This window comes from Actinoalloteichus hymeniacidonis (genome assembly GCF_014203365.1).
GTDB classification, from domain to species: domain Bacteria; phylum Actinomycetota; class Actinomycetes; order Mycobacteriales; family Pseudonocardiaceae; genus Actinoalloteichus_A; species Actinoalloteichus_A hymeniacidonis.
In genome coordinates, this window is the sequence record NZ_JACHIS010000001.1 from 529,659 (window position 1) to 556,001 (window position 26,343).

Sequence of the window (26,343 nt, forward strand, 5' to 3'; positions counted from 1 at the left end):
AACGTCACTCGGCTGCAGGAAGGAGTTCCCGTGACGACGGTCTTGATCTGCGATGACCGGCGGAGCGTCCGGGAGGGGCTCACTCGCGTGATGTCGGCGGTCCCGGGTGTGAGCCGGATCGATTGTGTAGCCCACGGTGACGAGCTACTCGCTCGTTTCTCACGGCAGGCTGTCGATGTCGTGCTGGTGGGAACCCAGCGCGCCGTGCCAACGGGCGTGGAAGCCACCAGGCGACTCGTCTCGGCTCACCCACAGGCCAATGTCATCGTTTTCGGCGCCCCGGACGACGCGGGCAGCATTGCTGCCGCGATCGCAGGCGGAGCGCGCGGTTACCTTCGTTGGGACGCCTCCCGTCCCGAGCTGGTCGCCGCCTTGGCGCACACGCTGGCGAGCACCGCGGTGCCCGCTCCGCGTCAGCCCTCCGACCCGGGAGTCCAGCTCACCGAGCGGGAGCTCCAGGTGCTGCGGGGCATGAGCCAGGGCAAGAGCAATGGTCAGATCGGGCGCGAGCTCTATCTGTCCGAGGACACAGTCAAGACACACGCACGACGTCTTTTTCGCAAACTGGGTGTGCGTGACCGTGCGCAAGCGGTCGCACACGGCTTCCGCAGGGGGCTCGTCTCCTGATCTCGCTGCACCACTAGCGCCGACCGGCATGCGACACCGCTGGTCGGCGCCTTGTGCTGCGCGGACAACGTCGACATCTCCGCTGGCTTTTCGCGGTCGAGATGTTCATGCCCGGGGCCCCCGCCGACGGCCTTTCCGTCAGTTGAGACACTGAGCCAAGCGGTTGTCCCGCCGTCGGTATGGCTGAGTCGATGTCGGTCACGACGCGTCGTTCTGGTTAGGTCAGGTGATGTGATGCCCAACTCTCGGAGGACACCAGCCTCACCGATCCGGTTGAATCGATCGGTGCGTTGAGTGACATACATCAAGCTGACCACCGCACCCGTCCACGCCGGTAACGCCAGGGCTGTCCACTGCGATGACTAATTTGGGGGACGGACTGGACGCTGTCGTCGGCGAGGCCGTCGGCGGTAATCGTCGCGCCATCGAACGGTTGTTGGCGGCCATTCGTCCTCTTGTGGTGCGGTACTGCCGCGCCAGGGTCGGTAGACAGGAACGGTCGTCGGCTTCGGCGGACGACGTCGCCCAGGAGGTGTGTCTCGCCGTGCTCACGGCGTTGCCGGGCTACCGCGACCAGGGACGACCATTCCTGGCGTTCGTGTACGGCATCGCTTCGCACAAGGTCGCCGATGCACACCGCGCTGCAGCCCGTAACAAGTCCGAACCGGTATCCGAGGTTCCGGATTCGCCAGGAAACGAGGCGGGTCCAGAGCAACGGGCCATGCAGGACGAGTTGTCTGGACAGATGGGAAGGCTGCTTCAGGTGCTGCCACCGAAACAGCGCGAGATCTTGCTGCTCAGGGTGGTCGTCGGACTCTCAGCAGAGGAGACGGCGGAGGCCGTCGACTCGACGCCGGGCGCCGTCCGGGTTGCCCAGCACCGGGCTCTGACCAGACTGAGGAAGACGCTCGCCACGGAGGAGGTGGTCTGAAGTGGCCGACAGAAATGACTCTGACGAGTCCGCTAAGGGTGCGCGCGACGAGAAGAGCAGCACACCGGAGTCGTCGTCCGATTCGACCGAGCACATCGACCTCTCCGCAGTTCAGGCCGATGACGCGCTGCTCGATGCGCTCGGAGGAACCGACCCGGCCGTCGGCGCGGAGCAGTCCACGGATCAGGAACTCAACGCGATCCTGGTCGAATGGCGGCGCGAGATCGACAGTGAGCCCTTCGGGGAACTGGTCGACATCGACACCGCTGTGGCGACCATCGCGGCGGCTCGCCCGCAGGTGCGCCGCAAGAACCGGTATCTGGTTCCGTTGGCCACCGCTGCCGCAGTGCTCGCGATCACGTTCACCGGCGTGAGCGTTGCCGCGCGGGAAGCCAGGCCGGGCGACACGCTGTGGGGCTTGTCGCAGGTCTTGTTCACCGAACATGCGAACTCGGTCGAGGCCGCGTCGAAGGTCCAGGACGAACTGGCCGCCGCTCAGGCCGCGTTGTTCGACGGGCGGATGGAACTGGCGGATGCGGCGCTCAAGCGCGCCGGTGCCTCGCTGTCGTCGGTATCCGATGACGACGGGCATGCCCATCTGCTGGCGACGCACGATCGGTTGCGCGAGCAGTTGGCGCCCGAGACGTCGCCGGAGGACGAGTCCCAGGGCGAGTCGACGACGGAGAGCGAACCGGACGGGGAACCGCCGGTGGTCGCCGACGACAGCACGACCGAGCAGCCCTCGCCGCCGGAGGAGACCGACGACTCCGTGACGAGCCCGCCGGAGGAGACCTCGCCGTCACCGACCGAGGAGCCGTCCTCCCCGAGTTCGCCACCGCCGTCCTCGGAACCGCCGCCGTCGAGTGATCCCACCGACAGCGCGCCGGAGACCAGCACCGGGTCTCGGACGGAGAGCATCTCGCCACCGCCATCCGGCGGCGAATGAGAAGACGACGAATGCTCCAGCGGCGGGCCCTGGCGAATCGGGGCCGCCGCAGGAGTGTCGTCGCCGGTGATCGGATCGTTCGATCCCGGTCCGCTGCGGAGCCCCGGCGGGCAGGCAGGCGGGCAGCGATTAGATTTCGGCCGCCCCCGTGGCGTCGGCGTACCCTCGGCAGTACTCCCAGGTCACGTAGTGATTGGGGTCCGGGTTGTACGCGGGCTCGTGCGGCCGCATGTGCCCATCGGACAACAGCTGTCGCAGGCTGGAGCGGAGTAGCTCCCAGTCGTGGTAGTGGGGTTCGGCGCAATCCACACAGTCGACGACGATGCCGCGCAGACCCCGTTGCTCCAACAGGGCCTGGTAGACGGCGAGATCGGCGAGATCCGCCAGCAGCTCGGTCCGCTCGTCGTCGTCGAGTGCTCGGTCATCGTCGTCCGAGGGCTCGCCCAGGACACGCGCCGGGTCCTCCGGGTCGCTCGCGAACGGATCTGGGGGTAGGGCATCGTGCGGCACGCCCGCACGGTACCGGGCGAGACCGCAAGGTTGTCGTAGATACCATGGAAGAACCCGCGAGGATGTTCACCCTCAAACGGAGGACGAGCGGGACATCAGGCAGTCGCACATACGCAAGGCACCGTCGCCTTTCGTGAAGCGGCAGGTGTTTCAGGAAGGCAATTCCCAGTGACCACCAGCGATTCGGTTGACGTGCGAACCTCGCTCCGGGACGTCGAGGGCGGGCTGCCCGCGAAGTTCGCCTCGCTCGGACTCACCTTTGACGACGTCCTCCTGCTGCCTGCGGAGTCCGACGTCATCCCCAGTGGAGTGGACACCAGCACTCCGCTCTCTCGGAACGTGCGACTGCGTATCCCGCTGCTTGCTTCGGCGATGGACACCGTCACCGAGGCCAGGATGGCCATCGCAATGGCCCGACAGGGCGGGATGGGCGTGCTGCACCGCAACCTGCCGGTGGCCGAGCAGGCCGCGCAGGTCGAGGTCGTGAAGCGGTCCGAGGCGGGCATGGTGACCGATCCCGTGACCTGCTCGCCGGAGGACTCGCTGGCCGACGTCGACGCCCTGTGCGCGCGGTTCCGCATCTCCGGGGTCCCGGTCACCGACCCGGACGGCACGCTCGTCGGCATCATCACCAACCGCGACATGCGGTTCGAGGTCGACTACACCCGTCGCGTCCGCGAGGTGATGACCACCGCTCCGCTGGTGAGCGCGCAGGTCGGCGTGACGGCGGAGGCCGCGCTCGGACTGCTGCGCCGCCACAAGATCGAGAAGCTGCCGATCGTGGACGGCGCCAACAAGCTCCGTGGCCTGATCACGGTCAAGGACTTCGTCAAGACCGAGAAGTACCCCAACGCGACAAAGGACACCGACGGCAGGCTGCTCTGCGGCGCGGCCGTCGGCGTGGGCCCGGAGGCTCGGGAGCGCTCGATGGCGCTGGCCGATGCGGGCGTCGACGTGATCGTGGTCGACACCGCGCACGGGCATTCGCGGGCCGTGGTCGACATGGTCTCGCTGCTCAAGCGCGAACTGGGCGACCGGGTCGACGTCATCGGCGGCAACGTGGCCACCCGAGCGGGTGCGCAGGCGCTGGTCGACGCGGGCGCCGACGGCGTGAAGGTCGGCGTCGGCCCCGGTTCCATCTGCACGACCCGGGTCGTCGCGGGCGTGGGTGTGCCGCAGATCAGCGCGATCTACGAGGCGGACCTGGCCTGTCGGCCCGCCGGTGTGCCGGTGATCGGCGATGGCGGTATCCAGTACTCGGGTGACATCGCCAAGGCCATCGCCGCAGGCGCCAGCTCGGTGATGTTGGGCAGCCTGCTCGGTGGCACCACCGAGGCGCCCGGCGACCTGGTCCTGATCAATGGCAAGCAGTACAAGACCTACCGGGGCATGGGTTCGCTGGCCGCGATGAGCTCGCGGGGCCCGTCGAAGTCCTACTCGAAGGACCGTTACTTCCAGGACGACGTGCTGTCCGACGACAATCTGGTCCCGGAGGGCATCGAGGGGCGCGTTCCGTTCCGAGGGCCGCTCGCACAGGTCATCCACCAGCTGGTCGGCGGCCTGGCGGCAGGCATGGGTTACACGGGTTCACGCACCGTGGCGGAGCTGCAGGACGCCCAGCTCGTGCGGATCACGGCGGCCGGGCTCAAGGAGAGCCATCCGCACCACATCACCATGACGGTGGGGGCTCCGAACTACACCGCGCACTAGTGGCCGTGGCCGAAACGCCGTAGCAGCACTCGGCAACCCCGGCGACCAGCCGGGGTTTCGGCCAGCGGCGGGGCGGTAGGTCCTCTACGGGATCGCCCTATCCGGATACCGCTGGTGAGCGCTTGATCGGCTGTTCGGCGCAACCGTGTCGAGTCTCACTCGGTGCGTTCGGCGGACCCCCGGGGTCGGCGCCGTCGACCGGGCGCTTCACAATGGCTTCCTCTGCTGGAACGGCGTAGGGAGTGGGACGTGCGGGATCAGGTGGAGATCGGTAGAGGACGCACAGCGATGCGTGCTTACGACCTCGACGACGTGGAGATCGTGCCGTCTCGTCGTACGCGGTCGTCGAAGGACGTCTCATTGGGTTGGCAGATCGATGCCTACCGTTTCGATATCCCGCTGGTCACCCACCCCACGGACGCGATCGTCTCGCCCGCCACCGCGGTGCGGATCGGTGAGCTGGGCGGGCTGGCCGTCCTGAATGCCGAGGGACTGTGGGCCCGGCACGCCGATGTCGAGGACGTCATGTTCCGGCTGGTCAACGCCGCGGACAACGATGAGGACCCCAACGCGGCCGTCCGGTTGCTCCAGGAGCTGCACGCCGCGCCGATCCGGTTGGACCTGCTGTCGCAGTCGATCAAGGAGATCCGCGACTCCGGCGCGCACGTCGCGGTGCGGGTCAGCCCGCAGCACGCCGAGGAACTCACCCCGGACCTGCTCGCCGCAGGCGTCGAGATCCTGGTGCTCCAGGGCACGATCATCTCCGCCGAGCACGTGGTCCGCGACAGCGAGCCGCTGAACCTCAAGCGCTTCATCGCCGAGCTGGATGTCCCGGTGATCGCGGGTGGCGTCGGCGACTACCGCACCGCGATGCACCTGATGCGGACCGGTGCGGCAGGCGTGATCGTCGGATTCGGCCACGCCACCAGCACCACGACGACCGATGTGCTGGGGATCGGGGTGCCGATGGCCACGGCGATCGCGGATGCCGCCTCGGCCCGCCGCGATTACCTGGATGAGACCGGCGGTCGGTACGTGCACGTGCTCGCCGACGGCGGCATGGGCACCTCCGGTGACATCGCCAAGGCGATCGCCTGCGGCGCGGACGCGGTGATGCTCGGGGAGCCGTTGGCGCTGGCCAGCGAGGCCCCCGCGCAGGGCTACTACTGGACCTCGGCCGCAGCGCACCCGTCGCTGCCCCGAAGCGAGATCTTCCCGGTTCCCAGCTCGGAGTACGACCTGGAGACGCTGCTGTTCGGCCCGTCCTCCGACCCGCTGGGCAACGTGAACCTGTTCGGCGCGCTGCGTCGTGCGATGGCCAAGACCGGCTACTCCGACCTCAAGGAATTCCAGAAGGTGGGTCTCACCGTGCGTCGGTGAGTCGCCTTTCGATCACGTTCGGCCGCAGCCGGAACGGCTTGTTCTCCAGTCGGAGTCGAGCCCGTTCCGGCTGCGGCCTTCGTATTGGTACGCCCGGGGAATCCGGCGGCGCTGTGCTCACGGCGGGCCGAGCAACACCATCCAACCGTTCGGGCGGGATGAGCGTTTACCGCACGTCGTCGCCGAGCGATTCCAATAGTTCCCGGAGCGCCCCGGCGAGGGTCTCGCGCTGGGTGGCGCTCAGCCCGGCGAGCAGTCGTTGCTCGGTGGCGAGGTGATCGGGCAGCACTCGATCGACCAGCGTGAGCCCTTCATCGGTGAGGGCGACCTGGACACCTCGGCCGTCGGATTCACTCGGTGCCCTGGTCACCAGGCCACGGTCTTGAAGTCGGTCGAGGCGCTGGGTGATGGCGCCCGAGGTCACCATCGCCGACCGCATCAGCTCTGCGGGGGTGAGCCGGTGCGGCGGGTTGCTGCGCCGCAGAGTGGCCAGTACATCGAATGATGCGCGGTCGAGTCCGTGGGCGGCGAAGGTCCGACGCATATCGGCGTCGACCAGCTGTTTGACCCTGGACAGCCGCCCGATCACCGCCATCGGCGATACATCCAGGTCCGGGCGTTGCGCTGCCCACTGCTCCAACACTCGGTCGACGTGATCTGCCACGACGGCAGCGTAGCCAACCCTCATTGGCACCTCGGTTGTCTTAGCGCTAAGCAAAATGCTATTTTCGCTTAGTGCTAAGCAATCGAGTCGGAGTGTTGGCGCTCACGGCGCTGGCACCGGCAATCTGGGGGAGTACCTACCTCGTCACCACCGAGCTATTACCGCCGGGACGTCCCCTGCTGGCGGCCGTCATCCGATCCCTGCCTGCCGGTCTGTTGCTGCTCGCGATCACCCGCAAGCTCCCGCAGGGCAGCTGGTGGTGGCGTTCGCTGGTACTGGGCGGACTCAATATCGGCGCCTTCCTCGCGCTGCTGTTCATCGCCGCCTATCGGCTGCCGGGCGGGGTGGCGGCCACCGTCGGCGCGGTCCAGCCGCTGTTGGTCGCCTTCTTCGCGGCGGGCCTGCTGGGACAGCAGCTCAGCAGACGGACCCTGATCGCCGCCACGGCGGGAATCGCGGGCGTCGCCCTGCTGGTACTGCGGGCGCAGGCCCGGCTGGACGCGGTTGGCCTGCTGGCCGCCTTCGGCGGGGCGGTGGTCATGGCGGTCGGCGTCGTGCTGAGCAAACGTTGGACCTCGACGGCGCCACTGCTGCTGGCGAGCACCGGTTGGCAGCTCATCGCGGGCGGCACCCTGCTACTGCCGGTTGCCCTGCTCGTCGAAGGACCGCCGCCGACGACGCTGACCGGCCAGAACCTGCTCGGCTACGGCTACCTGATGCTGATCGGTGCCGCGTTGTCCTACGCACTCTGGTTCCGAGGCATTTGGCTGTTGCCCGCGACCGACGTCACCTTCCTCACCCTGCTCAGCCCGCTGGTCGCCACCGCCCTGGGCTGGGTGGTGCTCGGCGAGGAACTCACCGGTGCCCAACTGGTGGGTGCGCTCGTGGTGCTCGGTGCGCTCATCGCGGCGCAGCGGCCCAAGCCCACCGACGCGGGCAAGCCTGCGGCGACCTCCGAGCCAGGCACCGATCAATGGGTTCCGGTCGGCGGCGCGTCCGCCAACCCGCGCCCGCGCCCGAAGTCCCACAACGTTCCGGCCCGATCTCCGGTTCCGGAACCCACCGACCCGCAGCAACCGGCGCGGTAATCCAGCCGCATCGACGGAAAGGACCAAACAATGCGCATCACCCTGTTCGGCACCACCGGAAGCGTGGGCGGCCGAGTGCTCGCCGAGGCGTTATCCAGGGGGCACGAGGTCCTAGCCGTGATCCGGGATGCTCGCCGCCGCGGCGGGCTGCCCTCGCAGGTCCGGACCCGGGTCGGCGACGTCCGGCAGGCGGCGGACGTGGCTGCGGCCAGCGCGGGCCAGGACGTCGTGATCAGCGCGACCCGACCGGTGTCCGGCCGCGAGCACGAGCTGACCGAATCCGCCGAAGCGCTGTTGGCCGGAGCCGCGCAATCCGGAGTGCGACTGATCCTCGTCGGCGGGGCGGCAGGCTTGATCGTGCCGGGCACCGACGGCGCCACCGTGGTCGAGGATCCGGATTTCCCCACCGAACTACGGGCCATCGCGCTGGCCTGCGATGACCAGCTCGCCGCCTGCCGGGCTGACCTCGGCGGCGCGGACTGGGCCTATCTGAGCCCGCCCGCCTTGCTGGAGCCGGGCGAGCGCACCGGTCGATACCGGCTCGGCGCCGACGAGCTCCTGGTGGACGCGGCAGGCGATTCACGCATCTCGCTGGAGGACTTCGCGGTGGCATTGGTGGACGAGGCCGAACGACCGAAGCACCATCGGACCAGGTTCACCGTCGGCTACTGATCCGATCGGGCCGCGAGGCCTGACTGCTGCACCGAGCGCGCCGGTGCAGCAGGCCCCCGCGTGTCTTCGAACCCACCAGAACCTCGGACTGCATCGCCGAGGCGAACCAACGCGATCGTGGTCAGGGCAACTCCGCCGCGAACACGGTGCGCCGCTCGACGGTGAACTCCACCAACAGTCGGTGCAGCCCATCGCGATCGGGATCATCACCCGCCGCACCCCTGGCCTCCGGCGCAGGCACGTCGCCGACCACGAGCTCCTCGACGGCCAACGCCGTACCGGCCTGGAAGGCCACCCGCAGATCGTGGGTGAAGACCGAGGCCCGTCCCAGGATTGGCGCGTCCTCGACCTGCGCGAACGCCGCCTGCAGGTCTGCGGCGGCCGACACGACCAGTACGGGACCGAACACCGGTTCCCGCCACAGGCGCGATGTCGAGGGCACACCGGTGAGCACGGTCGGCTCCACCGTGGTGCCGGACCGATCTCCGCCAACCACGATCTCCGCGCCCGCCTCGACGGCCTCGGTGATCCGGGCGTGCACCTCGCGGGCGGCCGCCTCATCGATCAACGGTCCGACCTGAACCTCGGGATCATGCGGGTCGCCGGTGCGTAGTTTGCGCATCGCCGCCACCAGCCGGGGCAGGAACTCGGCGTACACCGATGCGTCGACCAACACCCGTTGCAGCGCCGCGACGGACTGACCCGCCTGATGGGTACCGAATTCGGCGATCCGATCGGCCGCCCGGTCCAGGTCGGCAGGCGCCGCCCAGTCCGCGCAGATCAGTGCGGTCGTGACGCCGCCGAGTTCCAGCACGAGATGCCTGCCCGCCACGATCCGATGCGCCGAGACCTCCCGGGCGCCACTCACCGAGAGGACCGAGGCGCGCTGGTCGTCGGCGAGCGCGCGGGTCGCCTCCTCGTCCACCGGCAGCACCGAGAAGGCACCATCGACGAGGTCGACCTCGGCCAGCAGCTCGCCGAGCATCAACGCCGCCAGCGGGGTGCGCAACGGCGGCGCCACCAGCACCGGGCAGCCTGCGGCGATGGCGGCGGCGACCTGCCGTGCCGCGCTGGCCAGCGGGTACTCCGCCGACGTCATGGCCAGTACCGGGCCACGCGGGGTTCGCCGGGCCAGTACCCCCGACGTCCAGCGGTTCGGCTCGCCCGCGCCCGCATCGACCGCGGCCGCCGCCAGCCGGAACACCGAGGCAGCAGCAGCCACCTCCACCTCGGCCCAGCGCAGCGGCTTGCCGTTCTCGGCGGTGATGATCTCCGCGAACTCCTCGGCCCGCTCGCTGATCCCCTCGGCCACCGCGTTCAACACGGCGGTGCGAGAGTGAGGCGATACGGCCGCGATCTCGCGCGTCGCGGCCACCGTGCCCTGCACCGCCCGCCAGATCTGGTCGGCGTCGGGCACGCAGATCGTCGCCACCTCCGTCTCGTCGTAGGGGTGGCGAACCTCCTGTCTGCGGTCGTTCGGCTCGGCGTTCCCCGCGATCCAGCTGGGCCTGGGTGTGGGTACGAAGGCGTCCACTGCGCCGGTAGCGCTATCGGTGATATCCACTCCGACACCGTATGTGGGTGATCTTCAGGTGCAGGCGGATCGAGGGTCGGTGTGGTCTGAGACTCACTCTGCCGAGGGAAGCCGACACCGCTGCTCGGGCCGGCGGTCTCACCTGGGACGATGGGCGTGTCAGCCAGGACTCGTCGTGTATGGAGGTTCGCCAGTGCCCAGCAGTGCGAAGGGGCCGGTTCTCGTCGTCGATTTCGGCGCCCAGTATGCCCAGCTCATCGCACGTCGTGTCCGCGAGGCGCAGGTGTACTCCGAGGTGGTGCCGCATTCGACGCCCACCGCCGAGCTGCTGGCCCGTGACCCGGCGGCCGTGGTGCTCTCCGGCGGTCCGGCCAGTGTCTACGCCGACGAGGCCCCCGATCTCGACCCGGAGCTGTTGACCTCCGGAGTCCCCGTGTTCGGCATCTGTTACGGGTTCCAGGCGATGGCCAGGGCCCTGGGCGGCACCGTGGCGCACACCGGAAGCCGCGAGTACGGCCGGACCGACCTCGAGTCGGACGGCGGTGTCCTGCACACGGACCTGCCCGGTCGGCACCCGGTGTGGATGAGCCACGGGGACGCCGTCACCGAGGCGCCGGCGGGCTTCGCCGTGACGGCGAGCAGCGCTGGCGCCCCGGTCGCCGCCTTCGAGGACGTCGACCGCAGGCTCGCGGGCGTGCAGTACCACCCCGAGGTGGCGCACTCGCCGCACGGCCAAGAGGTGCTGCGCCGCTTCCTTCGTGACGTCGCCGGGCTGGGCCCCGATTGGACCACCGCCTCGATCGTCGAGGAACAGGTCGAACTGATCCGCAAGCAGATCGGCAGCGGCCGGGTCATCTGCGCGCTGTCGGGTGGCGTCGACTCCGCCGTGGCAGCGGCCCTGGTCCAGCGCGCCGTCGGCGACCAGCTGACCTGTGTCTTCGTCGACCACGGCCTGCTGCGGTCGGGCGAACGCAGCCAGGTCGAGCAGGACCTGGTGGCCGCCACCGGCGTCCGGCTGGTCACCGTCGACGCCAAGGACCGGTTCCTGGACGCGTTGGCGGGCGTCACCGACCCCGAGCAGAAGCGCAAGATCATCGGCCGGGAGTTCATCCGGGTGTTCGAGCAGGCCGCGCGGGACCTGCAGGCCGAGGCAGGCGAGCACGGCACCTCCGTGGACTTCCTCGTGCAGGGCACCCTGTACCCGGACGTCGTCGAGTCCGGTGGCGGCACCGGGACGGCCAACATCAAGAGCCACCACAACGTGGGCGGGCTGCCGGACGACCTGCAGTTCGAGCTGGTCGAGCCGCTGCGGGCCCTGTTCAAGGACGAGGTTCGTCGGGTGGGCCTCGAACTGGGACTGCCGGAGACCATCGTGCAGCGGCAGCCGTTCCCCGGCCCCGGCCTCGGGATCCGGATCATCGGCGAGGTGACTGCGGAGAGGTTGGAGACGCTGCGTGCGGCGGACGCCATCGTCCGGGAGGAACTGACCTCGGCCGGGCTGGATCGAGAGATCTGGCAGTGCCCGGTGGTGCTGCTCGCCGACGTCCGCTCGGTGGGTGTGCAGGGCGACGGCCGGACCTACGGCCACCCGATCGTGCTGCGTCCGGTGTCGAGTGAGGACGCCATGACCGCCGACTGGATGCGGATGCCCTACGAGGTCTTGGAGCGCATCTCCACCCGGGTCACCAACGAGGTGCCCGAGGTGAATCGGGTGACCCTGGACGTCACGAGCAAGCCGCCGGGCACCATCGAGTGGGAGTGATCGACCGGGCGCCGCTGCGCTCGGCGGACGTCGATTAGACCGCGATTCGGGTCGGCTCGTACCACGGGCCGGCCCGAATCGTCTTGGCTGACCGGTGTGCGCGGGTCCGTCCCTCAGGCGGAGGCCCGACGCACCAGATGCACCGGAAGGACCTCCATCCCGCCTGCGAGGTCCTCGCCCGCGATCAGGCGGGTGAGTCGATGAACCATGCGCCGCACCTGCTCCGAGGCGTCCTGCGCGATGGTCGTCAACGGTGGGTTGGTGTGCGGCGCCACCGCCGGTTGGTCATCGAAGCCGACCACGGCGACATCCTGCGGAACCCGCCTGCCCGCCGTGGTCAGGGCGTCGATCGCCCCGGCCGCCATCAGATCGCTTGCCGCGAACACCCCGTCGAGGTCGGGCACCCGCTCCAATAGCCGATACATCGCCTGCTTGCCGCCCTCGCGGGCGAAGTGTCCGGACTCGGTGAGCCGTGCCGTGGCCGCCTCATCGGCCCCGATGGCCAGCCGCCAGCCCTCCAAGCGGTCGATGGCGGCATGCTCGTCCAACGGCCCCGTCACGCTGACCACCCGTTTCCTGCCCAGATCCAGCAGGTGTTGGGTGCCGATCCGGCCGCCCTCCCGGTTGTCGGTGTCCACCAGGTGCAGCGAACCGTTCGCGGTCCACGGACGGCCGCCGAAGACCGTGGGAATGGGCAGCGCGGCCATCGCCGTGGGCAGCGGATCGCCGCGATGCGGGGTGAACAGCAGGGCGCCGTCGACGTGGCCGCCCAGCAGGAAGCGTTCGATGCGTGCCTCGTCGGCGGGGGAGTGCACCAGCATCAGCACCATCGCGGCGTCCAGCTCGCCCAACCTGTTGGCGGCCGCGCGGACCACGGTGGCGAAGCGGGGATCGTCGAAGATCTTCGATTCCGGTTCCGAGATCACCACCGCGACGGCCCCGGTGCGTCTGGTCACCAGCGTTCTGGCTGCGCGGTTGGGCACATAACCGAGTTCGCGGATCGCGGAATACACCGAATCCTTGGCTTCCGGGCTTACCCTCGGCGAGTTGTTGACCACCCTGGACACGGTTGCCCGTGAGACCCCCGCCAGCGCGGCGACATCCTCCAACGTGGGCCGATGTTCACCGCTTGGCTGTATCGACACCCCTTGCGCACCTCCGCCGAAGAACTCTACGTCTTCCGCCGAGACGGCATTCGGATCACTCTTCGCGACGCGACCGGAGCGAGCCGAGCAACAACACCAGACCGATGATCACGGCACCCGCAGCGAGCAGCCATCTGGCCTGGTACAGGGGGACCCAACCGATGCTGTTGGCGAGTACATAGCCCGCGACCAGCAGTGCGATCACGCCGCTGACCAGCGTCAGGAGGTCCCGGGGACCGCGGAGGCTCGCCCTCTTGCGATCTCTGCGCTCAGCGCCGCGTGACATTCAGCTCTCCCAACCCGAGATAGGCGTCCAACTCCAGCGTTCCCCCGGCCGAATCCGGCCCATCGGGTCGGTCCGCGACATGGATCTGCTCGTTCTCGCCGTAGTTCTCCTCGCCAAGACAGGACATGCCACCGAGCCGAACCTGGCAGGTGGCGCTGACCGCCATATCGGGCGGCACGATCACCTCGATGTTGCCGCCCAGGTTCAGCATCACCTCGGTGCGCAGCGTCTCGCCCTCGGGGATCGTCAGTTCGGTCAGATCCAGTTCGATCGCCCCGAGAGAACGTCGATAGGCGTCCCGAAGCTGTTCCGGTTCGCTGACCCTGAGATGGGTACTGCCCGCGTCCAGCCAGCCACCGGTCTCGTGAATCGGAACCAGGGACACCAGCATCGCGACGGCGGCGATCGGGGCGCTCACCCAGATCAACCCCCGGCCACCGCTGCGGAACGCGCCGACGACCATGCCGATGCCCAGAACGGCGAGGATCAAGGCGAGCATCCTCGGCTGGGTCAACCAGCCGGCCGATTCCAACAACGGCATTCCGATGGCGAAGGTCAACAGCGCGGCGCCGATCGTGATCGGGGTGACCCTGGACCGCACTCGACGGGTGGGCGCCGGGGCCGGTTCCGGTTCCGGGGCGGGTGCTCGATGGTCGACCGGGTCCGGCAGTTGCCAGGCGAAGGGCGCGACGCCCAGCGGGTCCCAGGCAGGCGGTTCCGGCTCGCCTGCGCGCTGCTGTGCGGTGCCCGCCGTGGGGCTGCCCGGAAATCGATCCGTGGGGTAGCCGACCTCGGACTCGGGCGTGAAGGGCGCGGCCGCAGGGGTGCCGAAGGCGGTGGTGGGCGCCTCGGCGGCGCTGTGGAAGTCGTCGACGACGTGTGCGGTCTGCGGCCAGTTGACCGTCGGCTGGCCGGTGTCCCTTCGCTGGACATGCAGCAGATACAGCGCGACGCCGACCCCACCGAGGCACACCGCACTGGTGAACGCGTTGGACAGCACCCAGCCCATGATCGGGATGATCGCCATGACCAGCAGGGCGGGCAGCATGATCGCGCCGAGCAGGGTGGCGGTACGCCTGCCGCGACCGGCCAGCGCCTCGGCAGGCGAGGACAGCTCGTTCTGCTGGCGCAGGAACAGCCAACCCAACAGGTAGATCAGAATGCCGCAGCCGCCGTAGAAGGAGGTGACGACGAGGACGACGCGGACCAACGTCGGATCGAGGTCGTAGCGCCGGGCGATACCCGCGGCCACGCCCGCGATCTTGCGATCATCGCTACGACGAACCGGACGAGTCCGCCACATATCCCGGATGTTGTCCTCGAACCGTCCTTCCCCGGTCGAGGTCGACCCAGCGGGCCGAGCGGGACCTGCTGAACCCATCTGTCTCCACCGTCCGTCTCGCAAAGCGTCACCGGGAGCATCCCGATTCCTCGTTCAGGATGCTCGCCAGCATCCTCCATGCCATCGGGGGAACCCCTGAGCCGTTCCCTCGCCACCACCCGTTAGGGTCCGGGTCGCTCCCTGATGGCAGTGCACCGCGCGCGTGTGACGATGAGATCGTGGCAGTACAGGCTGATCGCGACGGGAGGCAGTCCGTGCCCGATATGTCGGCGGCCGCGGGTTCGCAGCGGACCGCCCAGGCGCGTCGGGATCCGAGGACGAGCGCCGAGGCCACCACCGGGCGGACACTGCGTCGTCGTCGCTCCTCGCGGGTGATCGCGGGCGTCGCGGGTGGGCTCGCCGATCACCTGCGCGTCGACGTGCGGTGGGTCCGGGTCATCATCACCCTCCTCGCGGCGGTCGACGGCCTCGGCGTGGTCGTCTACGGCGCACTGTGGGCGGTGGTGCGGCAGCGATCCGTCGATGTCGCGGAACCGGACAGCCCGAGGGAACGCACCCAGGCCATTGGCATGGTGGTGCTCGGCTTCGGCCTCTTGGTGGCCACGTCGTCCTTCGGGCAGGGCCTGAGCGGCCAGTTGTTCTTCCCGGCCTCGGTGGCGTTGATCGGTGCCGTGCTGGTCTGGCGGGAGGCCGACGAGACCCAGCGTCGACGCTGGGCGCAGGGCGCTCGGACCGGGGTCGCCGAGGTCTTCATCGGCAATGGCGGCCGGGGCGCGATCATCCGCAGCCTTTCCGGCGCAGCACTGGTGATCACCGGAATCGTCGTTCTGCTGGTCGACAGCCTGGCGCTGGCGCCGCTCCAGTTCGCGCTGCTCTCGGTGATCGTCACCCTGATCGGCACCGCGGTACTCACGCTGCCCTGGTGGTTGCGGCTGGTCCGGGATCTCGACGAGGAGCGATTCGCCCGAATCCGAACCGAGGAGCGCGCGGAGATCGCCGCGCACCTGCACGATTCCGTGCTCCAGACCCTGGCGTTGATCCAGAAACAGGCGGAGAACGACAAGGAGGTCCGACGGCTGGCCAGAAGCCAGGAACGTCAGCTGCGAACCTGGCTGTACGGCGCCACCGGCTACGGCGGTTCGAGCCGGGCGGGCGGCGCGGACGCCGACACCGATGCACCGCCGGCCGAGCCCACCTCGGCCAAGACCCTGGCCGAGGTGGTCAGCGAGGTCTGCGGCGAGGTCGAGGACACCTTCGCCATCAAGGTGCAGCAGGTGGTGGTCGGCGACTGCGAGGTGGATGATCGGGTGCTGGCCGCCGTCTGGGCCGCCAGGGAGGCGATGGTCAATGCCGCGAAGCACGCGGAGGTCGGCGAGGTGAGCGTCTTCGTCGAGATCGAACCCGAGCAGATCGAGCTGTTCGTACGCGACCGAGGCAAGGGCTTCGATCCGACGACGGTGTCGCAGGACCGACATGGTCTCGCCGACTCGATCCACGGCAGGATGGAACGTCACGGCGGAACCGTGCGATTGCGCACCGCACCCGGCGAGGGCACCGAAGTCGCGCTCCGCCTCCCACGCACCGGCGACAAGCGTTGAACCGAGAGGAACCCCACTGGTGAACCACCCCGAGGCGAAAACCGGTCAGACCCAGCCGGTCCGCGTGTTCCTGGTCGACGATCACGCCTTGTTCCGCACCGGTGCCAAGGCCGAGCTGACCAATGCCAGCGGGATCATCGAGGTCGTCGGCGAGGCCGGTTCGGTGGGGGAGGCGGTCGCCGGAATCGGGCACTTCGAGCCCGACGTGGTGCTGCTCGACGTCCACATGCCCGACGGCGGCGGTGCCGAGGTGCTGCGCCGGGCTCGCAAGACGCACCCCAACGTGGTCTTCCTGGCCCTGTCGGTGTCGGACGCGGCGGAGGACGTCATCGCGGTGATCCGGGCGGGCGCCAGAGGCTACGTCACCAAGACCATCTCGGCCAGAGAACTGGTCGACGCCGTTGTGCGAGTGCATCACGGCGACGCCGTCTTCTCGCCCCGCCTGGCTGGCTTCGTGCTCGACGCCTTCGCCGACCGCCCCGGCGCCGCGCCGATCAACGACCCCGAACTCGACCTGCTCACGCCACGGGAGCGCGATGTCCTGCGCCTGCTGGCCAGGGGTTACGCCTACAAGGAGATCGCGGCGGAACTCTTCATCTCGGTCAAGACGGTCGAGACCCACGTGTCGAGCGTGCTGCGCAAGACCCAGCTGTCCAACCGCTACGAGCTGTCGCGGTGGGCCACGGACCGGCGGTTGATCTGAGGTTGGCGGTGGATTGGGGGTCGGGTGGGCTGCTGTCTGGCAGCCCGTTCGGCCTGCCATGCTTGTCCTAGCCTGAAATCCCAAGTGGTCGAAAAACTGGTTACCCGTCGGTAGAACCCCAGGTCAACAAGTATCCGCCCCGCGCACGCGGGGGTGTTCCCGACTCCCACTCCTGCACATCGGCGAAGAACGCATCCGCCCCGCGCACGCGGGGGTGTTCCCAGGCTGGCGATCGAGTCCGCCGCATCCGACATGTCCTCCCCGCGCACGCGGGTGTCCCTATCTCGCCGACGTTCTACAGCGGCGCCGAGGCGTCCTCCTCGTCAGCGGTGTAGATCCGAGGGCGGCCAGTCGAGGCCGGTTCGTAGCTTCCATGCATGGTCGGCGCAGCGGAGACAGGTTCGTTGGAGACGGATCACCGCGCGTGCATTCGGGGTCGGTATTCGGAACTCGGCACCGCAGAACGCGGTGACTCGGGTTCCCGGATCGGGGCGGATTCCCGGTGCGCCGTGTCGATTCCAGATAAGACCGTTCTCGGGTGCGATTGCTTCCCAGAACAATGGCGCGCCGGGGTTGACCAGGGCCATCTAGCTGCTCCTTTATGCCGCGATTGGTTCGAGCGAGCCGGACAGCACTGTCCGATAGCCAGCCGCGACGAGAATCGGTTCGGGGGCGGGGGAGACCGGTCGGGGAGCGGCAGCGGAAGGTCCGGCCTCCCCCGCGATGCGGCCGTCACCAGGGGGGACTGGGACGGCGGGGGCATAAGTGGGGCTGCCATAGGTAAGACGGCCATGACTTGCCGATTCTGCGTGGCAACGCTCGATGATCGAATCGGCTGTTCGCCCGCTGATCGCCATGAGCCGATTGGCCGCTAGACCACGGGGTGGGCGGCGTCGGTGCGATCGGCGGATGCGGCGGGCGAACAGGCGCGGCCAGTTGACCAGCACCAGCCCGCTTGCGCAGAACATCAGTCCCAGCCACAGCAGCGGATGGATCACGTCACCGCCTCGTTCCCTTGGGAATTTCCCATGGGAACGAGGTTATGGCTACGGAGTTCCGGCTGTCGATCGCTCGTTCGGGTGGCTCTCCGACTGGATAGGCGCAAGTAGTCTGCTGCTCATGACGTGGATGGCTCGATCTCGCATACTCGGCGACGAGCTGAGACGACATCGGAACAGCTGTGGTCTGACCCTGGCGGAGCTGGGAGCGCGGACTGGGCGCGGCAAATCGACCATCGCCCGTTGGGAGACCGGTGAAAAGCCGATCGATCGCGACGATCTGCTGAAAATCTTGGGAGCGCTAGGCATCACCGGCCCAACGGAGAGTGCGCTGCTCTCCCTAGTCGGCGATCTAAGTCAAAAATCTTGGTACGACGAGGCCGATATGCCGAAGCGACTCCGGGATCTGGCTGCGCTCGAGAGTAAGGCAACGAAAATCACCGAGCTGGCCATCGCGGTTGTACCCGGTTTGATTCAGACGTCGGCTTACGCAGCTGCAGTTTTGCGAGGTATGGGTGGGCCAGAGGATCGAATTCTTCATCGAGTCGAGAACCGGATTGCACGCCAGACGGTGCTTGCGGGTTCGGTCCAGTACACGGCCCTACTGGATGAGCTGGTGCTCCAACGGCCTGTCGGTGGGGCCGAGGTCATGAGAGCGCAGCTCGATCAGTTGGCAACGTTGTCTCAGCAAGGCAATGTGACGCTGCGCGTTCTTCCGGTCGGTCTTACACATCCCGGCCTTACGGGCGCTTTCATCCTGCTTGAGTTCGCGCACGGACTCCCCATCGTGCACATAGAACAACAGAGAACATCTGCGCTACTCGATCGCAAGGCCGAGACCGCCGCTTATCAGGCGACAACCTCGACGCTTCGTGCTATGGCGATGGATGCAGAAGCATCGCGAGCGCTCATCCACCAGTATGCCGACAGATGGAGGGATCGGGCCCATGGCGAACACTTCTGAAACCTGGAAGAAGTCGTCCAAAAGTACCAACGAAAGCTGCATCGAGGTCCGGCATGGATCAGCCGCCTTCGGGATCAGAGACAGCAAAGACCGGACCGGTGGTCTGCTGATCGTGAAGAGATCGGCTTTTGAGGCGTTACTGACAGCGGTGAAGTCGGGCCGGCTGGGCTGAGCCTCACCCGGCCGCCGCCTCGGACTCGACGATTTGCTCTCGGCGTTCGCTCGGCTTGGGTGCTGTCGCTTCGGCCGAGGACTTGCGGTGTCGGGTCAGGGCGACGCCCAGCAGCGTCACCGCCATGCCCGCCCACTGGAAGAGCGCCAGCCGCTCGTCCAGCAGCAGCACGCCGATCAGCACCGACACCAGGGGCAGCAGGTAGCCGACGGTGGAGGCCGCCGCGCCGCCCTCGTCGGCGATCAAGCGGTGGTTGATGACGAAGGCGGCGCCGGTGCCCAGCGCACCCAGGACCACGATCGCCACCACGGGTGCGAGGGCCAGGTCGATGGGCTGGCGGCCCATGAACGGGATGGCCACGACGGCGAGCCCGCTGCCCGCGATGAGCTGCATGCAGGCCATCGCCACCGGCTTCAGGCCGCGTCCGCTGAGGAAGCGTTCGACGTAGAGGTAGCCGACGGCGTAGCTGGCCGCAGCGGCCAGGCATAGCGCGGCCCCGAAGAGATGGATGTCGGCCTGCTGCCAGGGTGCCAACAACAGCACCACCCCGATGAAGCCCAAGGCGACACCGACCACGTTCCACCCGGTCACCGCTCGCTGGCGCCGCAGGGCCACCGCCAGCGCCAACGCCCACAGCGGGGTGGTCGCGTTGAGTACCCCGCTCAATCCGACGTCGACCGTCTGTTCCGCCACCGCGAACAGCGTGAACGGCAGCGTGTTGGCCAGTAGTGCCGCTCCGGTCATGATCAGCCAGAGCCGGGGCTCGCGGGGCAGCACGATGCGCCGGGCGGCACAGATCGCCAGCAGGACGCCCGCGCCGAGCACCAGCCTGATCAGGGTGATCTGGGCTGGCGAGAAGGAACCGAGTGCGATCTTCATCAGGAGGAAGCTGGAGCCGAACAGGCTCGCCAGCACGGCCATCCGCACCAGGCTTCCCGTATTGCGAATCATTTTTCCCGGCCCTCTCGTGACGAGTCGGACGCCGTGGCGCGTCGACACCCACACTCTTGGACCGAACTACCGCAAGCACAACTGAAATGTTCTTAAGTTTGATGAAGCAGTGCTGTAGCGTTCTCGGCATGCTCGATGTGCGGCGTCTACAGGTGCTTCGGGCCGTCGTGACCGGCGGGTCCGTGTCGGCGGCCGCCACCGAACTGGGCTTCACCCCCTCCGCGATCAGCCAGCAGTTGGCCACGCTGGAGCGCGAGGCGGGGCTGCCATTGTTGGAGAAGTCGGGTCGCGGGGTTCGGCCCACGCTCGTGGGGTCGATGCTCGCCGATCGTGCGAAGGGCATCCTCGACGGCCTGGCCGATATCGAGCACGAGCTGTCCGACCTCCGTGCGGGCAGCACGGGATTGATCCGCATCAGGTACTTCGCCACGGCGGGTGTCGGGCTGGTGCCTCCGGCGGTGGCGGCCTTCCGGCAGCAGAATCCGGACGTGCGACTGGAACTCTGGCTCGACGACGCCGATCCACTCGCCGACCTCCGAGCGGGGCGCGCCGACATCGCGTTGGCCGTGCGGAATTCCAGCACCGTCGAGGAGGACAGCCTCCGCTACCTTCCACTGCTCGACGACCCCTATCGACTGGTGCTACCCAAGGGGCATCGCCTCGCGAGCAGGCGCACCATCGACATGGCCGAGTTGGCGCAGGAACAGTGGGTGGATCCCGATCGGCTGCACGGGCCCTGTCGGGAACCGGTGACCGTGGCCTGCGCGGCGGCGGGTTTTCAACCGGACTACACGGTGCACACCGAGGACTACGCCACCGCGCAGGGGCTCATCGCCGCCCGGCTGGGGATCGCGATCATGCCGATGATCGGGCTGCGAACGGTGCATCCCGGGGTGGTGGTGCGGAGATTGCGCAAGCCGGAGCCGACCCGGAGCATCATGGTGGTGGTGCGTGCTGCGGTCGCCGAACAGGTCGTGATGCAACGGATGGTCGCGGCCCTCAAGGACGCGGCATCGGCCTGATCATGCGATCGGCTACGGGAGACGGCGACTCAATTGTGCACTTCGCCGATTCGTAGCTCGCCGCCCTCATTGACGATCTCGATGCCCCAGTTCTCGCTGACCTCTGCACCGTCCTTACGGACGAATTGCAGGGTGACGTTGACCCGACCACCGTCGAAGTTCGGTCCTCCGGTGATGGTCACCGACTCCACGGAGTCTCGCCACCAGCCCTCGTAGCTGTCGAAACTCCCCTGGTACTCCGAGCCGAGCAGGTTGTACGCCTGCTGGTAGTTGCCGGGAAGCAGACCGAAGTATTGGGAGACCAACGCCTCACTGCGCGCGGGGCGGCTCTGCTCCTGGTCTTCCTCGTCTTCGTCGCCGTCTTCGTCCTCGTCCTCGTCAGACGGCGGGGGATCCTCCAAGCTGACCTCCTCGCGCGGGATCTGCCGGTTCGGAGTCCCTTCGTCGGTCGACGTCTCGTCCTCCGCAGGCGGATCATCGGTGGGCGGGGCCTCGGCCTCGGAACTCGACCCACTGCTGCTCGGTGGCCGCTCGGAACCCCGCGAATCATTGCCGTTGAAGAACACTCCGGCGATCAACACGCCGATCAAGGCCGCGGCGATCACGGCGACGGCGGTCAACAGCACGGCCCGGCCCCGGAAACCCTCCTCGGGTTCCGGACTTGCGGTCCGCGAGGCCTGCGGCGGCGTCGACCGTGGCGGCGGGTTCGTGGGCTGACGAGCAGCGGCCTGCGGGGCGGCTGCTGCGGCCCTGGGCGGCTCCGGGCGATCGGTGACCGGCCGGGCATCCAACCGGGTCGCGTTCGGCCCGTTGGCGGGCGTTGCGGGCGGCTGAGCATGGTTCGTGGTCGGACGCGGGGTACCGACGGGCATCGGCGGGCCGGGTGCGGGCCTGCCCGCCGCGACGGCCTGCATGCCCTCGCGGGCCTGGGCCATCGTCGGGCGCTCGATCGGCTCGGCGCGCAACAACCGCATCAACAACGCGGTCAGCGGACCGGCCTGTCTCGGCGGATTGATCCGGCCCGCTGCAACGAGATGGAGCAGCGCCAGGGTGTTCTCGTGGGTGCCGAAGGGCGGTTCGCCCTCGACGGCCGCGTAGAGCGTTGCGCCCAGGGAGAAGACATCCGCGCCGAATCCGGGGTCGTAGCCCTTCGCGACCTCGGGCGCCAGATAGGCGGGGGTGCCCGCGAGCATTCCGGTCTTGGTCACCGTGACGTCACCGGTGGCCCGGGAAATCCCGAAGTCGGTGATCTTGACTTCGCCGTTGTGCCCCAACAGGATGTTCGCCGGTTTGATATCCCGGTGCACGATCCCGGCGGCATGCGCGGCGGCGAGGGCGCCTGCGACACTGGCGCCGATCCTGGCGACCTCGGTGGGCGGGAGCGGGCCACGCTCGGTCAACGCCGTCGCCAAGCTGTCCGAGGGCAGGTACTCCTGGATCAGACAGGGTTGACCGTTGTCGTCGGCGACGTCGTAGACGGCGATCGCGTTCTGGTGTTGCAGGCGAGCGGCGATCCGGCCTTCCCGCATCGCCCGCTGCCGAGCCTCTTCGGTTTCCGCCGGGCTCAGGCCAGGCTGGAGCAGCAGCTGCTTGATCGCCACGACTCGGCCGAGCCGGTCGTCGGTTCCCTGCCACACGACACCCATCGCGCCACTGCCGATGCGCCGATCGAGTCGATAACGTGCTGCGACCAGGCGACCTTCGTCGCTCACTGGCGGCTCCCGGTTCTACTCACGGCATCAGGGTAGGACCCGGCTCCAGCACGGCGAAATCCGTGTCGTCCTCGAGCGGCCTCGCTCCTGCGCGGTACTTCTGCCCATCGCTCATCGAGGCGGTGTCACGGCGGATCGAGCACCTGTGGTGTTGCCTGCGGCGAAGGTGATTCTCAACCTCGGCTCTACGATGTCGCGCTCTGCTGAACGGTCAACACCTTGACCTCGGTGATGCGTTTGGGAGTCTCGCCGACCACAAGCTGTTGGGTGAGATAGAGCCGCCCGCCGTGGGCCTCGTCGATGGCCACGGTCGCCTCTACAGTACCGGCTTGCGGTTCCCGGATGGTCACCACCTCGAAGCTTCTGACGTTCTCCCATGCGGAGATGAAGCCCGCGTCACCGTTGCTTCGAAGCTCGTCGCCCAACAATCTGGAAGCGCGCTGTGGATCCTCGGCCAACACGTTATAGAACTGTTCGACCAGTTCACGATCGGTGTCCACGGGCAGCAGCGGCTCGCTGATCACCTGCTGCTCGGCGGGCGGGACCCGGTCGGATTCCTCGGCCACCGCGCGCAATCCGGAGGGACCGACCTCGGCAGCCTCGTCGAGACGCGGTGTGACCTGCGGCTCGGCGAGGTATTCGGTGAGGATGTCCGGGCGCATCGCCATCGGGCCCACCAGGGCGGCGGCCTGCGGCGCGTCATCCGGATCGCTGACGCCCGGCGCGCTGGTGATGATCCCGGTCGCCAGGATGGACATGGTCAACACCAGCAGGCCGCCGCCGAGCGCGAACGCCCTGGTGCCCACGCTGCGGAACAGCACGGTGTCGTCCTCGATCGAATCCGGTGTCGACCCGTCGGGCAGCTCGGCGGTGCTGGGGGCGGACTCCCAGGGCGCGCCTGCGCGTCGCCGGGTCCGCGTCGTCCTCGGTTGTCGTCTGACCAACTCTGCGACGGTGATCGACCCGGCTCGATTGTGTCGGTGACCGTCTGTGGAACGCCTCACGTTCCGTCCCTCCGTACCCTCGGTGCCCGTCAGAACACCTACCGTGAGTCGAGGTGATCGCGCCAGAGCTTTTGAGAAGTTCGTGCTTACGTGGCGTCAAGCGGTCGTTCCGACAAGACGAGAGGCAATTCTCGCCCCATAGTCGAGAATTCGGCTACTCTCCGTGCTTACCACTCGTTGCGCGGGATCAACCGGTCGTCGGTGATCAACGGCTCGGTCGTCCCGGCGAAGCGCAACTCCCGGTACTCCGTGGACTGTGAACCATCGTGATGCGTGACGATGACCGTCGAGACCGTGATGCCCTCCACCGGGTTGATCGTGACGTGTCGAAGGTCGATCGACGCGACATCGTCGTATCGCTGGCTGAACACCGGAAGACCCGCTTCGGCCAGTTCGCCGGTGACCAACTCGTAGGCCGAACCGACGTCGTTGCCGAGTGCTTCGAAGAATGCGGCGGTCTGATCCCGGATCTCCGCGCCGTCGACGATCGGCGTCCCCTCTCCGACGGTCACCGATGGCACCGGCGAAGCCGTGGCGGGGCGACCGTCGCCCGGATGATGCGTGGTCGACGGTGCTGGCCCGACCGATGACGTGGGCTCCCGATCCGTCCCGGTGGGATCGGTGAAGCGGTGGGTGTGGGCGTACTCGCGGCCGTCGGTGCTCGACTCCGAACCCGGGTGCGTTGCCGACTCGGAGTCTTCCGCGGCGAGTAGATGAGGTGCGCCGACTGTGGGGACGCTGCGCTGAGTGCCCTGCAGCGTGGGCAACGGGGTGCCGCTGGGAAACAACGGCAGCGAATCCGGCGCCCGTCGCTCCTCCGGCCGCAGGAACAGCGCCGTGGTCACCAACAACACCGCCAAGGAGGTCATCGAGGTCGTCACGGTGAACCAGGCGGCATTGCGCCAGCTTCGCGGGGGAGTCACCGAGGCAGGCACCATGCCGAGGTCGAACTTGCGCAGTCCCACCGCGTCGCTGTCGATGAGTGGGTCGGGCTCGGGAAGCGGCGACCTGCGCGGATCCTGATCCGGGCGGACGGCACCCGGTACGGCCTCTGCGCTGACGCCCTCGACCGCTGCGTTGTCCGGCCGGACGGCCCGCGAATCCGCCCATCGGTCGGCTGCCTGCCGATCGGCGCCGATGCCCCGACCGCCGGGGCCGGCGATGTCGTCGTCGGAGGATGCGGTGTTCACGCGGTGTCGACCACCTGGAAGGTCTCCGCCAGCCGCGTGGTGGACGAGTCGCCCTGCGGGAGCAGCGCCGCGCCCGACTCCGCCATCGCGGCCCGTAGCTGTTCCATCAACTCGGGTACGTGCGCCGTCTGCGAGCGGTGCGCCGCCAACGCCGCGAACTTCTTGTCGATCGTGGCGGTGACATCGACGACGTGATTGGTCCGTTCCGCCGGGCCACCGGACAACCACAGCTCCCGCACCGTCCAGGCGTCGAGCCCTTCCTCGGCCAATTCGGGATGCGCGAAGGGATTCCGGGCGTCCGGGTACACGGCGGCCACTGTCGCGGCGCCGACGGCACGGTGATCCGGGTGCCCGATGGCGATGCGTTCCCAGTTGAACTCGGGGGAATGCGTCAGCACTCGTTCCGGCCGCACGGCTCGGATCACCCGGGAGATATCGCGACGGAGTTCCAGGGAGTCGACGACGCGACCATCGGAGTAGCCGAGGAAGCGCACGTCCTCGACACCCACCGCGCCGGCCGCAGCCCGTTGCTCGGACTCCCGCAGGGCGGCGATCTCGCTGCGGGGCGTGTCATCGAATCCGCCACCGGCATCGCCGGAGGTGCAGATGCAGTAGGTGACCTGGACGCCGCACGCCGTCCAGCCCGCGATGGTCGCCGAGGCGGCGAAGTCGACATCGTCGGGATGGGCCGTGACCACCAGCACGGATTTCGCGGCGTCATCGGGAAGTCCGGAGGTGATGGTCACGCGGACCAGAGTAGGGCGTCGAGCGGTGCGAATTACCGGGGTTAGCCGTGCCGGGCAGTACTGCCACTCGAAAGTAGGGGTAGCCACCGCAGAGCGTGATCGCTTGCGGCGGCCGATCGGGTCAGGACTGGTAACGCCGCCGGGTCGAGTTCAGTGCGTTGGTCGCGGCCACACCGCTGCCTGCTCCCACGATGATCGCCACGATGTCCAGCGGGATGCCGCCGTTGGTGAGCAACAGAGCCAGCAACGCGGCGCCGCCGATACCGGCTGCCTGCGGGAACCTGCCCTTGACGTAATCGGCGACCGGTCCGCCACCCGCCCGCTGCTTGGCCGCCGAGTTCAGCATGGCGAGATAACCGCCGTTGCCCACTGCCGCAGCGAGACCGGCGAGGGTGACGATGATGGCGATAAGGTTGATCAGGAACTCCATGGAGTCCAGTCTGCCCGTTTTAGAAAGCCGGGGCATCAGTGGTTTCCCGGATGTGACCTAGGGCAGGGCATGGGCTTGAACCGGTGTCTACCAGCTCAAGATCATCACGCTGTCGTGTGGCGGACGGGTCGTGCTGGGGCGCCCGAGTCGATCGGGTGGTGCCCGTTCGATCGGGCGGCTGCTGCGGGATCACCGCGATGTGCCTGCGCCGCATTCTCGTCAGGGCGCCCCGCCGGAGACCGTCGTCAGTGTCAGG

Annotated in this window: 25 protein-coding genes; 13 read left to right on the top strand and 12 right to left on the bottom strand. The window is 68.2% G+C overall.

Annotation, left to right across the window (positions count from 1 at the left end):
• Positions 1-30: 30 nt before the first annotated feature.
• The 3 genes from BKA25_RS02445 to BKA25_RS02455 all read left to right on the top strand — a co-directional run bounded on the left by BKA25_RS02445 (position 31) and on the right by BKA25_RS02455 (position 2,504).
• Entirely contained in the window at positions 31-627 is a 597-nt protein-coding gene (locus BKA25_RS02445; RefSeq protein ID WP_069852471.1) for a response regulator transcription factor, read from the top strand.
• 358 nt (positions 628-985) lie between these two features.
• Positions 986-1,558 carry a sigma-70 family RNA polymerase sigma factor gene (locus BKA25_RS02450; RefSeq protein WP_069852469.1) on the top strand — a complete coding sequence of 191 codons (573 nt, stop codon included), beginning with the start codon at positions 986-988 and terminating at the stop codon, positions 1,556-1,558.
• Between the two features lies 1 nt (position 1,559).
• Positions 1,560-2,504 (top strand): anti-sigma-D factor RsdA, encoded by a 945-nt coding sequence (locus tag BKA25_RS02455; protein ID WP_069852467.1) that lies wholly within the window; start codon positions 1,560-1,562, stop codon positions 2,502-2,504.
• Positions 2,505-2,633: 129 nt separating this feature from the next.
• Here BKA25_RS02455 and BKA25_RS02460 read toward each other — a convergent pair whose 3' ends face one another.
• A complete protein-coding gene (locus BKA25_RS02460; protein ID WP_069852465.1) occupies positions 2,634-3,014 on the bottom strand; it encodes a DUF5319 family protein in 381 nt (126 codons plus the stop codon).
• Positions 3,015-3,206: 192 nt separating this feature from the next.
• Between BKA25_RS02460 and guaB the strand changes: the two genes are divergently transcribed.
• Positions 3,207-4,724, top strand: coding sequence for an IMP dehydrogenase (guaB, locus tag BKA25_RS02465; RefSeq protein ID WP_069854109.1), 1,518 nt, complete (start codon positions 3,207-3,209; stop codon positions 4,722-4,724).
• 249 nt (positions 4,725-4,973) lie between these two features.
• A complete protein-coding gene (locus BKA25_RS02470; protein ID WP_069852463.1) occupies positions 4,974-6,104 on the top strand; it encodes a GuaB3 family IMP dehydrogenase-related protein in 1,131 nt (376 codons plus the stop codon).
• Between the two features lie 166 nt (positions 6,105-6,270).
• On the opposite strand, the gene BKA25_RS02475 is transcribed toward BKA25_RS02470, so the two are convergent.
• On the bottom strand, positions 6,271-6,768 hold the full coding sequence (locus BKA25_RS02475; protein ID WP_157421290.1) for a MarR family winged helix-turn-helix transcriptional regulator: 498 nt from the start codon (positions 6,766-6,768) through the stop codon (positions 6,271-6,273).
• 71 nt (positions 6,769-6,839) lie between these two features.
• On the opposite strand from BKA25_RS02475, the gene BKA25_RS02480 reads away from it, so the two are divergent.
• A complete protein-coding gene (locus BKA25_RS02480) occupies positions 6,840-7,856 on the top strand; it encodes an EamA family transporter (RefSeq protein WP_084643423.1) in 1,017 nt (338 codons plus the stop codon).
• Positions 7,857-7,886: 30 nt separating this feature from the next.
• Positions 7,887-8,528, top strand: coding sequence for an NAD(P)-dependent oxidoreductase (locus BKA25_RS02485; protein ID WP_069852458.1), 642 nt, complete (start codon positions 7,887-7,889; stop codon positions 8,526-8,528).
• 121 nt (positions 8,529-8,649) lie between these two features.
• Here BKA25_RS02485 and BKA25_RS02490 read toward each other — a convergent pair whose 3' ends face one another.
• A complete protein-coding gene (locus tag BKA25_RS02490) occupies positions 8,650-10,092 on the bottom strand; it encodes an aldehyde dehydrogenase family protein (protein WP_221312306.1) in 1,443 nt (480 codons plus the stop codon).
• 163 nt (positions 10,093-10,255) lie between these two features.
• Here BKA25_RS02490 and guaA point away from each other — a divergent pair, with 163 nt between their 5' ends.
• A complete protein-coding gene (guaA, locus tag BKA25_RS02495; RefSeq protein WP_069852454.1) occupies positions 10,256-11,824 on the top strand; it encodes a glutamine-hydrolyzing GMP synthase in 1,569 nt (522 codons plus the stop codon).
• A 113-nt stretch (positions 11,825-11,937) separates the two neighbouring features.
• On the opposite strand, the gene BKA25_RS02500 is transcribed toward guaA, so the two are convergent.
• The 3 genes from BKA25_RS02500 to BKA25_RS02510 are packed head-to-tail and all read right to left on the bottom strand — an operon-like array spanning position 11,938 to position 14,636.
• Positions 11,938-12,969, bottom strand: coding sequence for a LacI family DNA-binding transcriptional regulator (locus BKA25_RS02500; RefSeq protein ID WP_084643422.1), 1,032 nt, complete (start codon positions 12,967-12,969; stop codon positions 11,938-11,940).
• 55 nt (positions 12,970-13,024) lie between these two features.
• Positions 13,025-13,255 carry a hypothetical protein gene (locus tag BKA25_RS02505; protein WP_069852452.1) on the bottom strand — a complete coding sequence of 77 codons (231 nt, stop codon included), beginning with the start codon at positions 13,253-13,255 and terminating at the stop codon, positions 13,025-13,027.
• Complete coding sequence (locus BKA25_RS02510) at positions 13,239-14,636, bottom strand: PspC domain-containing protein (RefSeq protein WP_084643421.1); 1,398 nt, start codon at positions 14,634-14,636, stop codon at positions 13,239-13,241. Before BKA25_RS02510 ends, BKA25_RS02505 begins: the two co-directional genes overlap by 17 nt.
• Positions 14,637-14,860: 224 nt before the next feature.
• Here BKA25_RS02510 and BKA25_RS02515 point away from each other — a divergent pair, with 224 nt between their 5' ends.
• The 4 genes from BKA25_RS02515 (at position 14,861) to BKA25_RS02530 (ending at position 19,032) form a co-directional block, all read left to right on the top strand.
• Positions 14,861-16,195 (top strand): PspC domain-containing protein, encoded by a 1,335-nt coding sequence (locus BKA25_RS02515; protein WP_084643420.1) that lies wholly within the window; start codon positions 14,861-14,863, stop codon positions 16,193-16,195.
• A 19-nt stretch (positions 16,196-16,214) separates the two neighbouring features.
• Positions 16,215-16,898, top strand: a complete 684-nt coding sequence (locus BKA25_RS02520; RefSeq protein WP_069852448.1) for a response regulator — start codon at positions 16,215-16,217, stop codon at positions 16,896-16,898.
• Between the two features lie 1,119 nt (positions 16,899-18,017).
• The gene (locus tag BKA25_RS02525) at positions 18,018-18,860 is read left to right on the top strand and encodes a helix-turn-helix domain-containing protein (RefSeq protein WP_069852444.1); all 843 of its coding nucleotides are present in this window, start codon (positions 18,018-18,020) and stop codon (positions 18,858-18,860) included.
• Positions 18,844-19,032 (top strand): DUF397 domain-containing protein, encoded by a 189-nt coding sequence (locus BKA25_RS02530; protein ID WP_084643418.1) that lies wholly within the window; start codon positions 18,844-18,846, stop codon positions 19,030-19,032. The genes BKA25_RS02525 and BKA25_RS02530 overlap by 17 nt, the downstream gene beginning before the upstream one ends.
• 3 nt (positions 19,033-19,035) lie before the next feature.
• Here BKA25_RS02530 and BKA25_RS02535 read toward each other — a convergent pair whose 3' ends face one another.
• Positions 19,036-19,983, bottom strand: coding sequence for a DMT family transporter (locus BKA25_RS02535; RefSeq protein WP_069852442.1), 948 nt, complete (start codon positions 19,981-19,983; stop codon positions 19,036-19,038).
• Positions 19,984-20,111: 128 nt separating this feature from the next.
• On the opposite strand from BKA25_RS02535, the gene BKA25_RS02540 reads away from it, so the two are divergent.
• Positions 20,112-21,005, top strand: a complete 894-nt coding sequence (locus BKA25_RS02540) for a LysR family transcriptional regulator (RefSeq protein WP_069852440.1) — start codon at positions 20,112-20,114, stop codon at positions 21,003-21,005.
• Between the two features lie 29 nt (positions 21,006-21,034).
• Here the strand turns inward: BKA25_RS02540 and BKA25_RS02545 are convergent, their stop codons facing one another.
• The 5 genes from BKA25_RS02545 to BKA25_RS02565 all read right to left on the bottom strand — a co-directional run bounded on the left by BKA25_RS02545 (position 21,035) and on the right by BKA25_RS02565 (position 26,087).
• Positions 21,035-22,717, bottom strand: a complete 1,683-nt coding sequence (locus tag BKA25_RS02545) for a serine/threonine-protein kinase (RefSeq protein WP_069852439.1) — start codon at positions 22,715-22,717, stop codon at positions 21,035-21,037.
• A 185-nt stretch (positions 22,718-22,902) separates the two neighbouring features.
• Positions 22,903-23,661, bottom strand: a complete 759-nt coding sequence (locus tag BKA25_RS02550; protein WP_069852437.1) for a hypothetical protein — start codon at positions 23,659-23,661, stop codon at positions 22,903-22,905.
• A 227-nt stretch (positions 23,662-23,888) separates the two neighbouring features.
• Positions 23,889-24,911, bottom strand: a complete 1,023-nt coding sequence (locus tag BKA25_RS02555; RefSeq protein WP_069852435.1) for a hypothetical protein — start codon at positions 24,909-24,911, stop codon at positions 23,889-23,891.
• Entirely contained in the window at positions 24,908-25,657 is a 750-nt protein-coding gene (locus tag BKA25_RS02560) for a PIG-L deacetylase family protein (protein ID WP_236750396.1), read from the bottom strand. Before BKA25_RS02560 ends, BKA25_RS02555 begins: the two co-directional genes overlap by 4 nt.
• A gap of 121 nt (positions 25,658-25,778) precedes the next feature.
• The gene (locus BKA25_RS02565) at positions 25,779-26,087 is read right to left on the bottom strand and encodes a hypothetical protein (protein WP_069852433.1); all 309 of its coding nucleotides are present in this window, start codon (positions 26,085-26,087) and stop codon (positions 25,779-25,781) included.
• Positions 26,088-26,343 lie beyond the last annotated feature (256 nt).

What these genes read in the sequence shown, in the direction of transcription:
- BKA25_RS02450 (WP_069852469.1), top strand. Translation starts at nt 986, where the DNA reads ATGACTAATTTGGGGGACGGACTGGACGCTGTCGTCGGCGAGGCCGTC.
- BKA25_RS02485 (WP_069852458.1), top strand. Translation starts at nt 7,887, where the DNA reads ATGCGCATCACCCTGTTCGGCACCACCGGAAGCGTGGGCGGCCGAGTG.
- BKA25_RS02505 (WP_069852452.1), bottom strand. Translation starts at nt 13,255, where the DNA reads ATGTCACGCGGCGCTGAGCGCAGAGATCGCAAGAGGGCGAGCCTCCGC.
- BKA25_RS02510 (WP_084643421.1), bottom strand. Translation starts at nt 14,636, where the DNA reads ATGGGTTCAGCAGGTCCCGCTCGGCCCGCTGGGTCGACCTCGACCGGG.
- BKA25_RS02515 (WP_084643420.1), top strand. Translation starts at nt 14,861, where the DNA reads ATGTCGGCGGCCGCGGGTTCGCAGCGGACCGCCCAGGCGCGTCGGGAT.
- BKA25_RS02525 (WP_069852444.1), top strand. Translation starts at nt 18,018, where the DNA reads ATGACGTGGATGGCTCGATCTCGCATACTCGGCGACGAGCTGAGACGA.
- BKA25_RS02530 (WP_084643418.1), top strand. Translation starts at nt 18,844, where the DNA reads ATGGCGAACACTTCTGAAACCTGGAAGAAGTCGTCCAAAAGTACCAAC.
- BKA25_RS02535 (WP_069852442.1), bottom strand. Translation starts at nt 19,983, where the DNA reads ATGATTCGCAATACGGGAAGCCTGGTGCGGATGGCCGTGCTGGCGAGC.
- BKA25_RS02540 (WP_069852440.1), top strand. Translation starts at nt 20,112, where the DNA reads ATGCTCGATGTGCGGCGTCTACAGGTGCTTCGGGCCGTCGTGACCGGC.
- BKA25_RS02565 (WP_069852433.1), bottom strand. Translation starts at nt 26,087, where the DNA reads ATGGAGTTCCTGATCAACCTTATCGCCATCATCGTCACCCTCGCCGGT.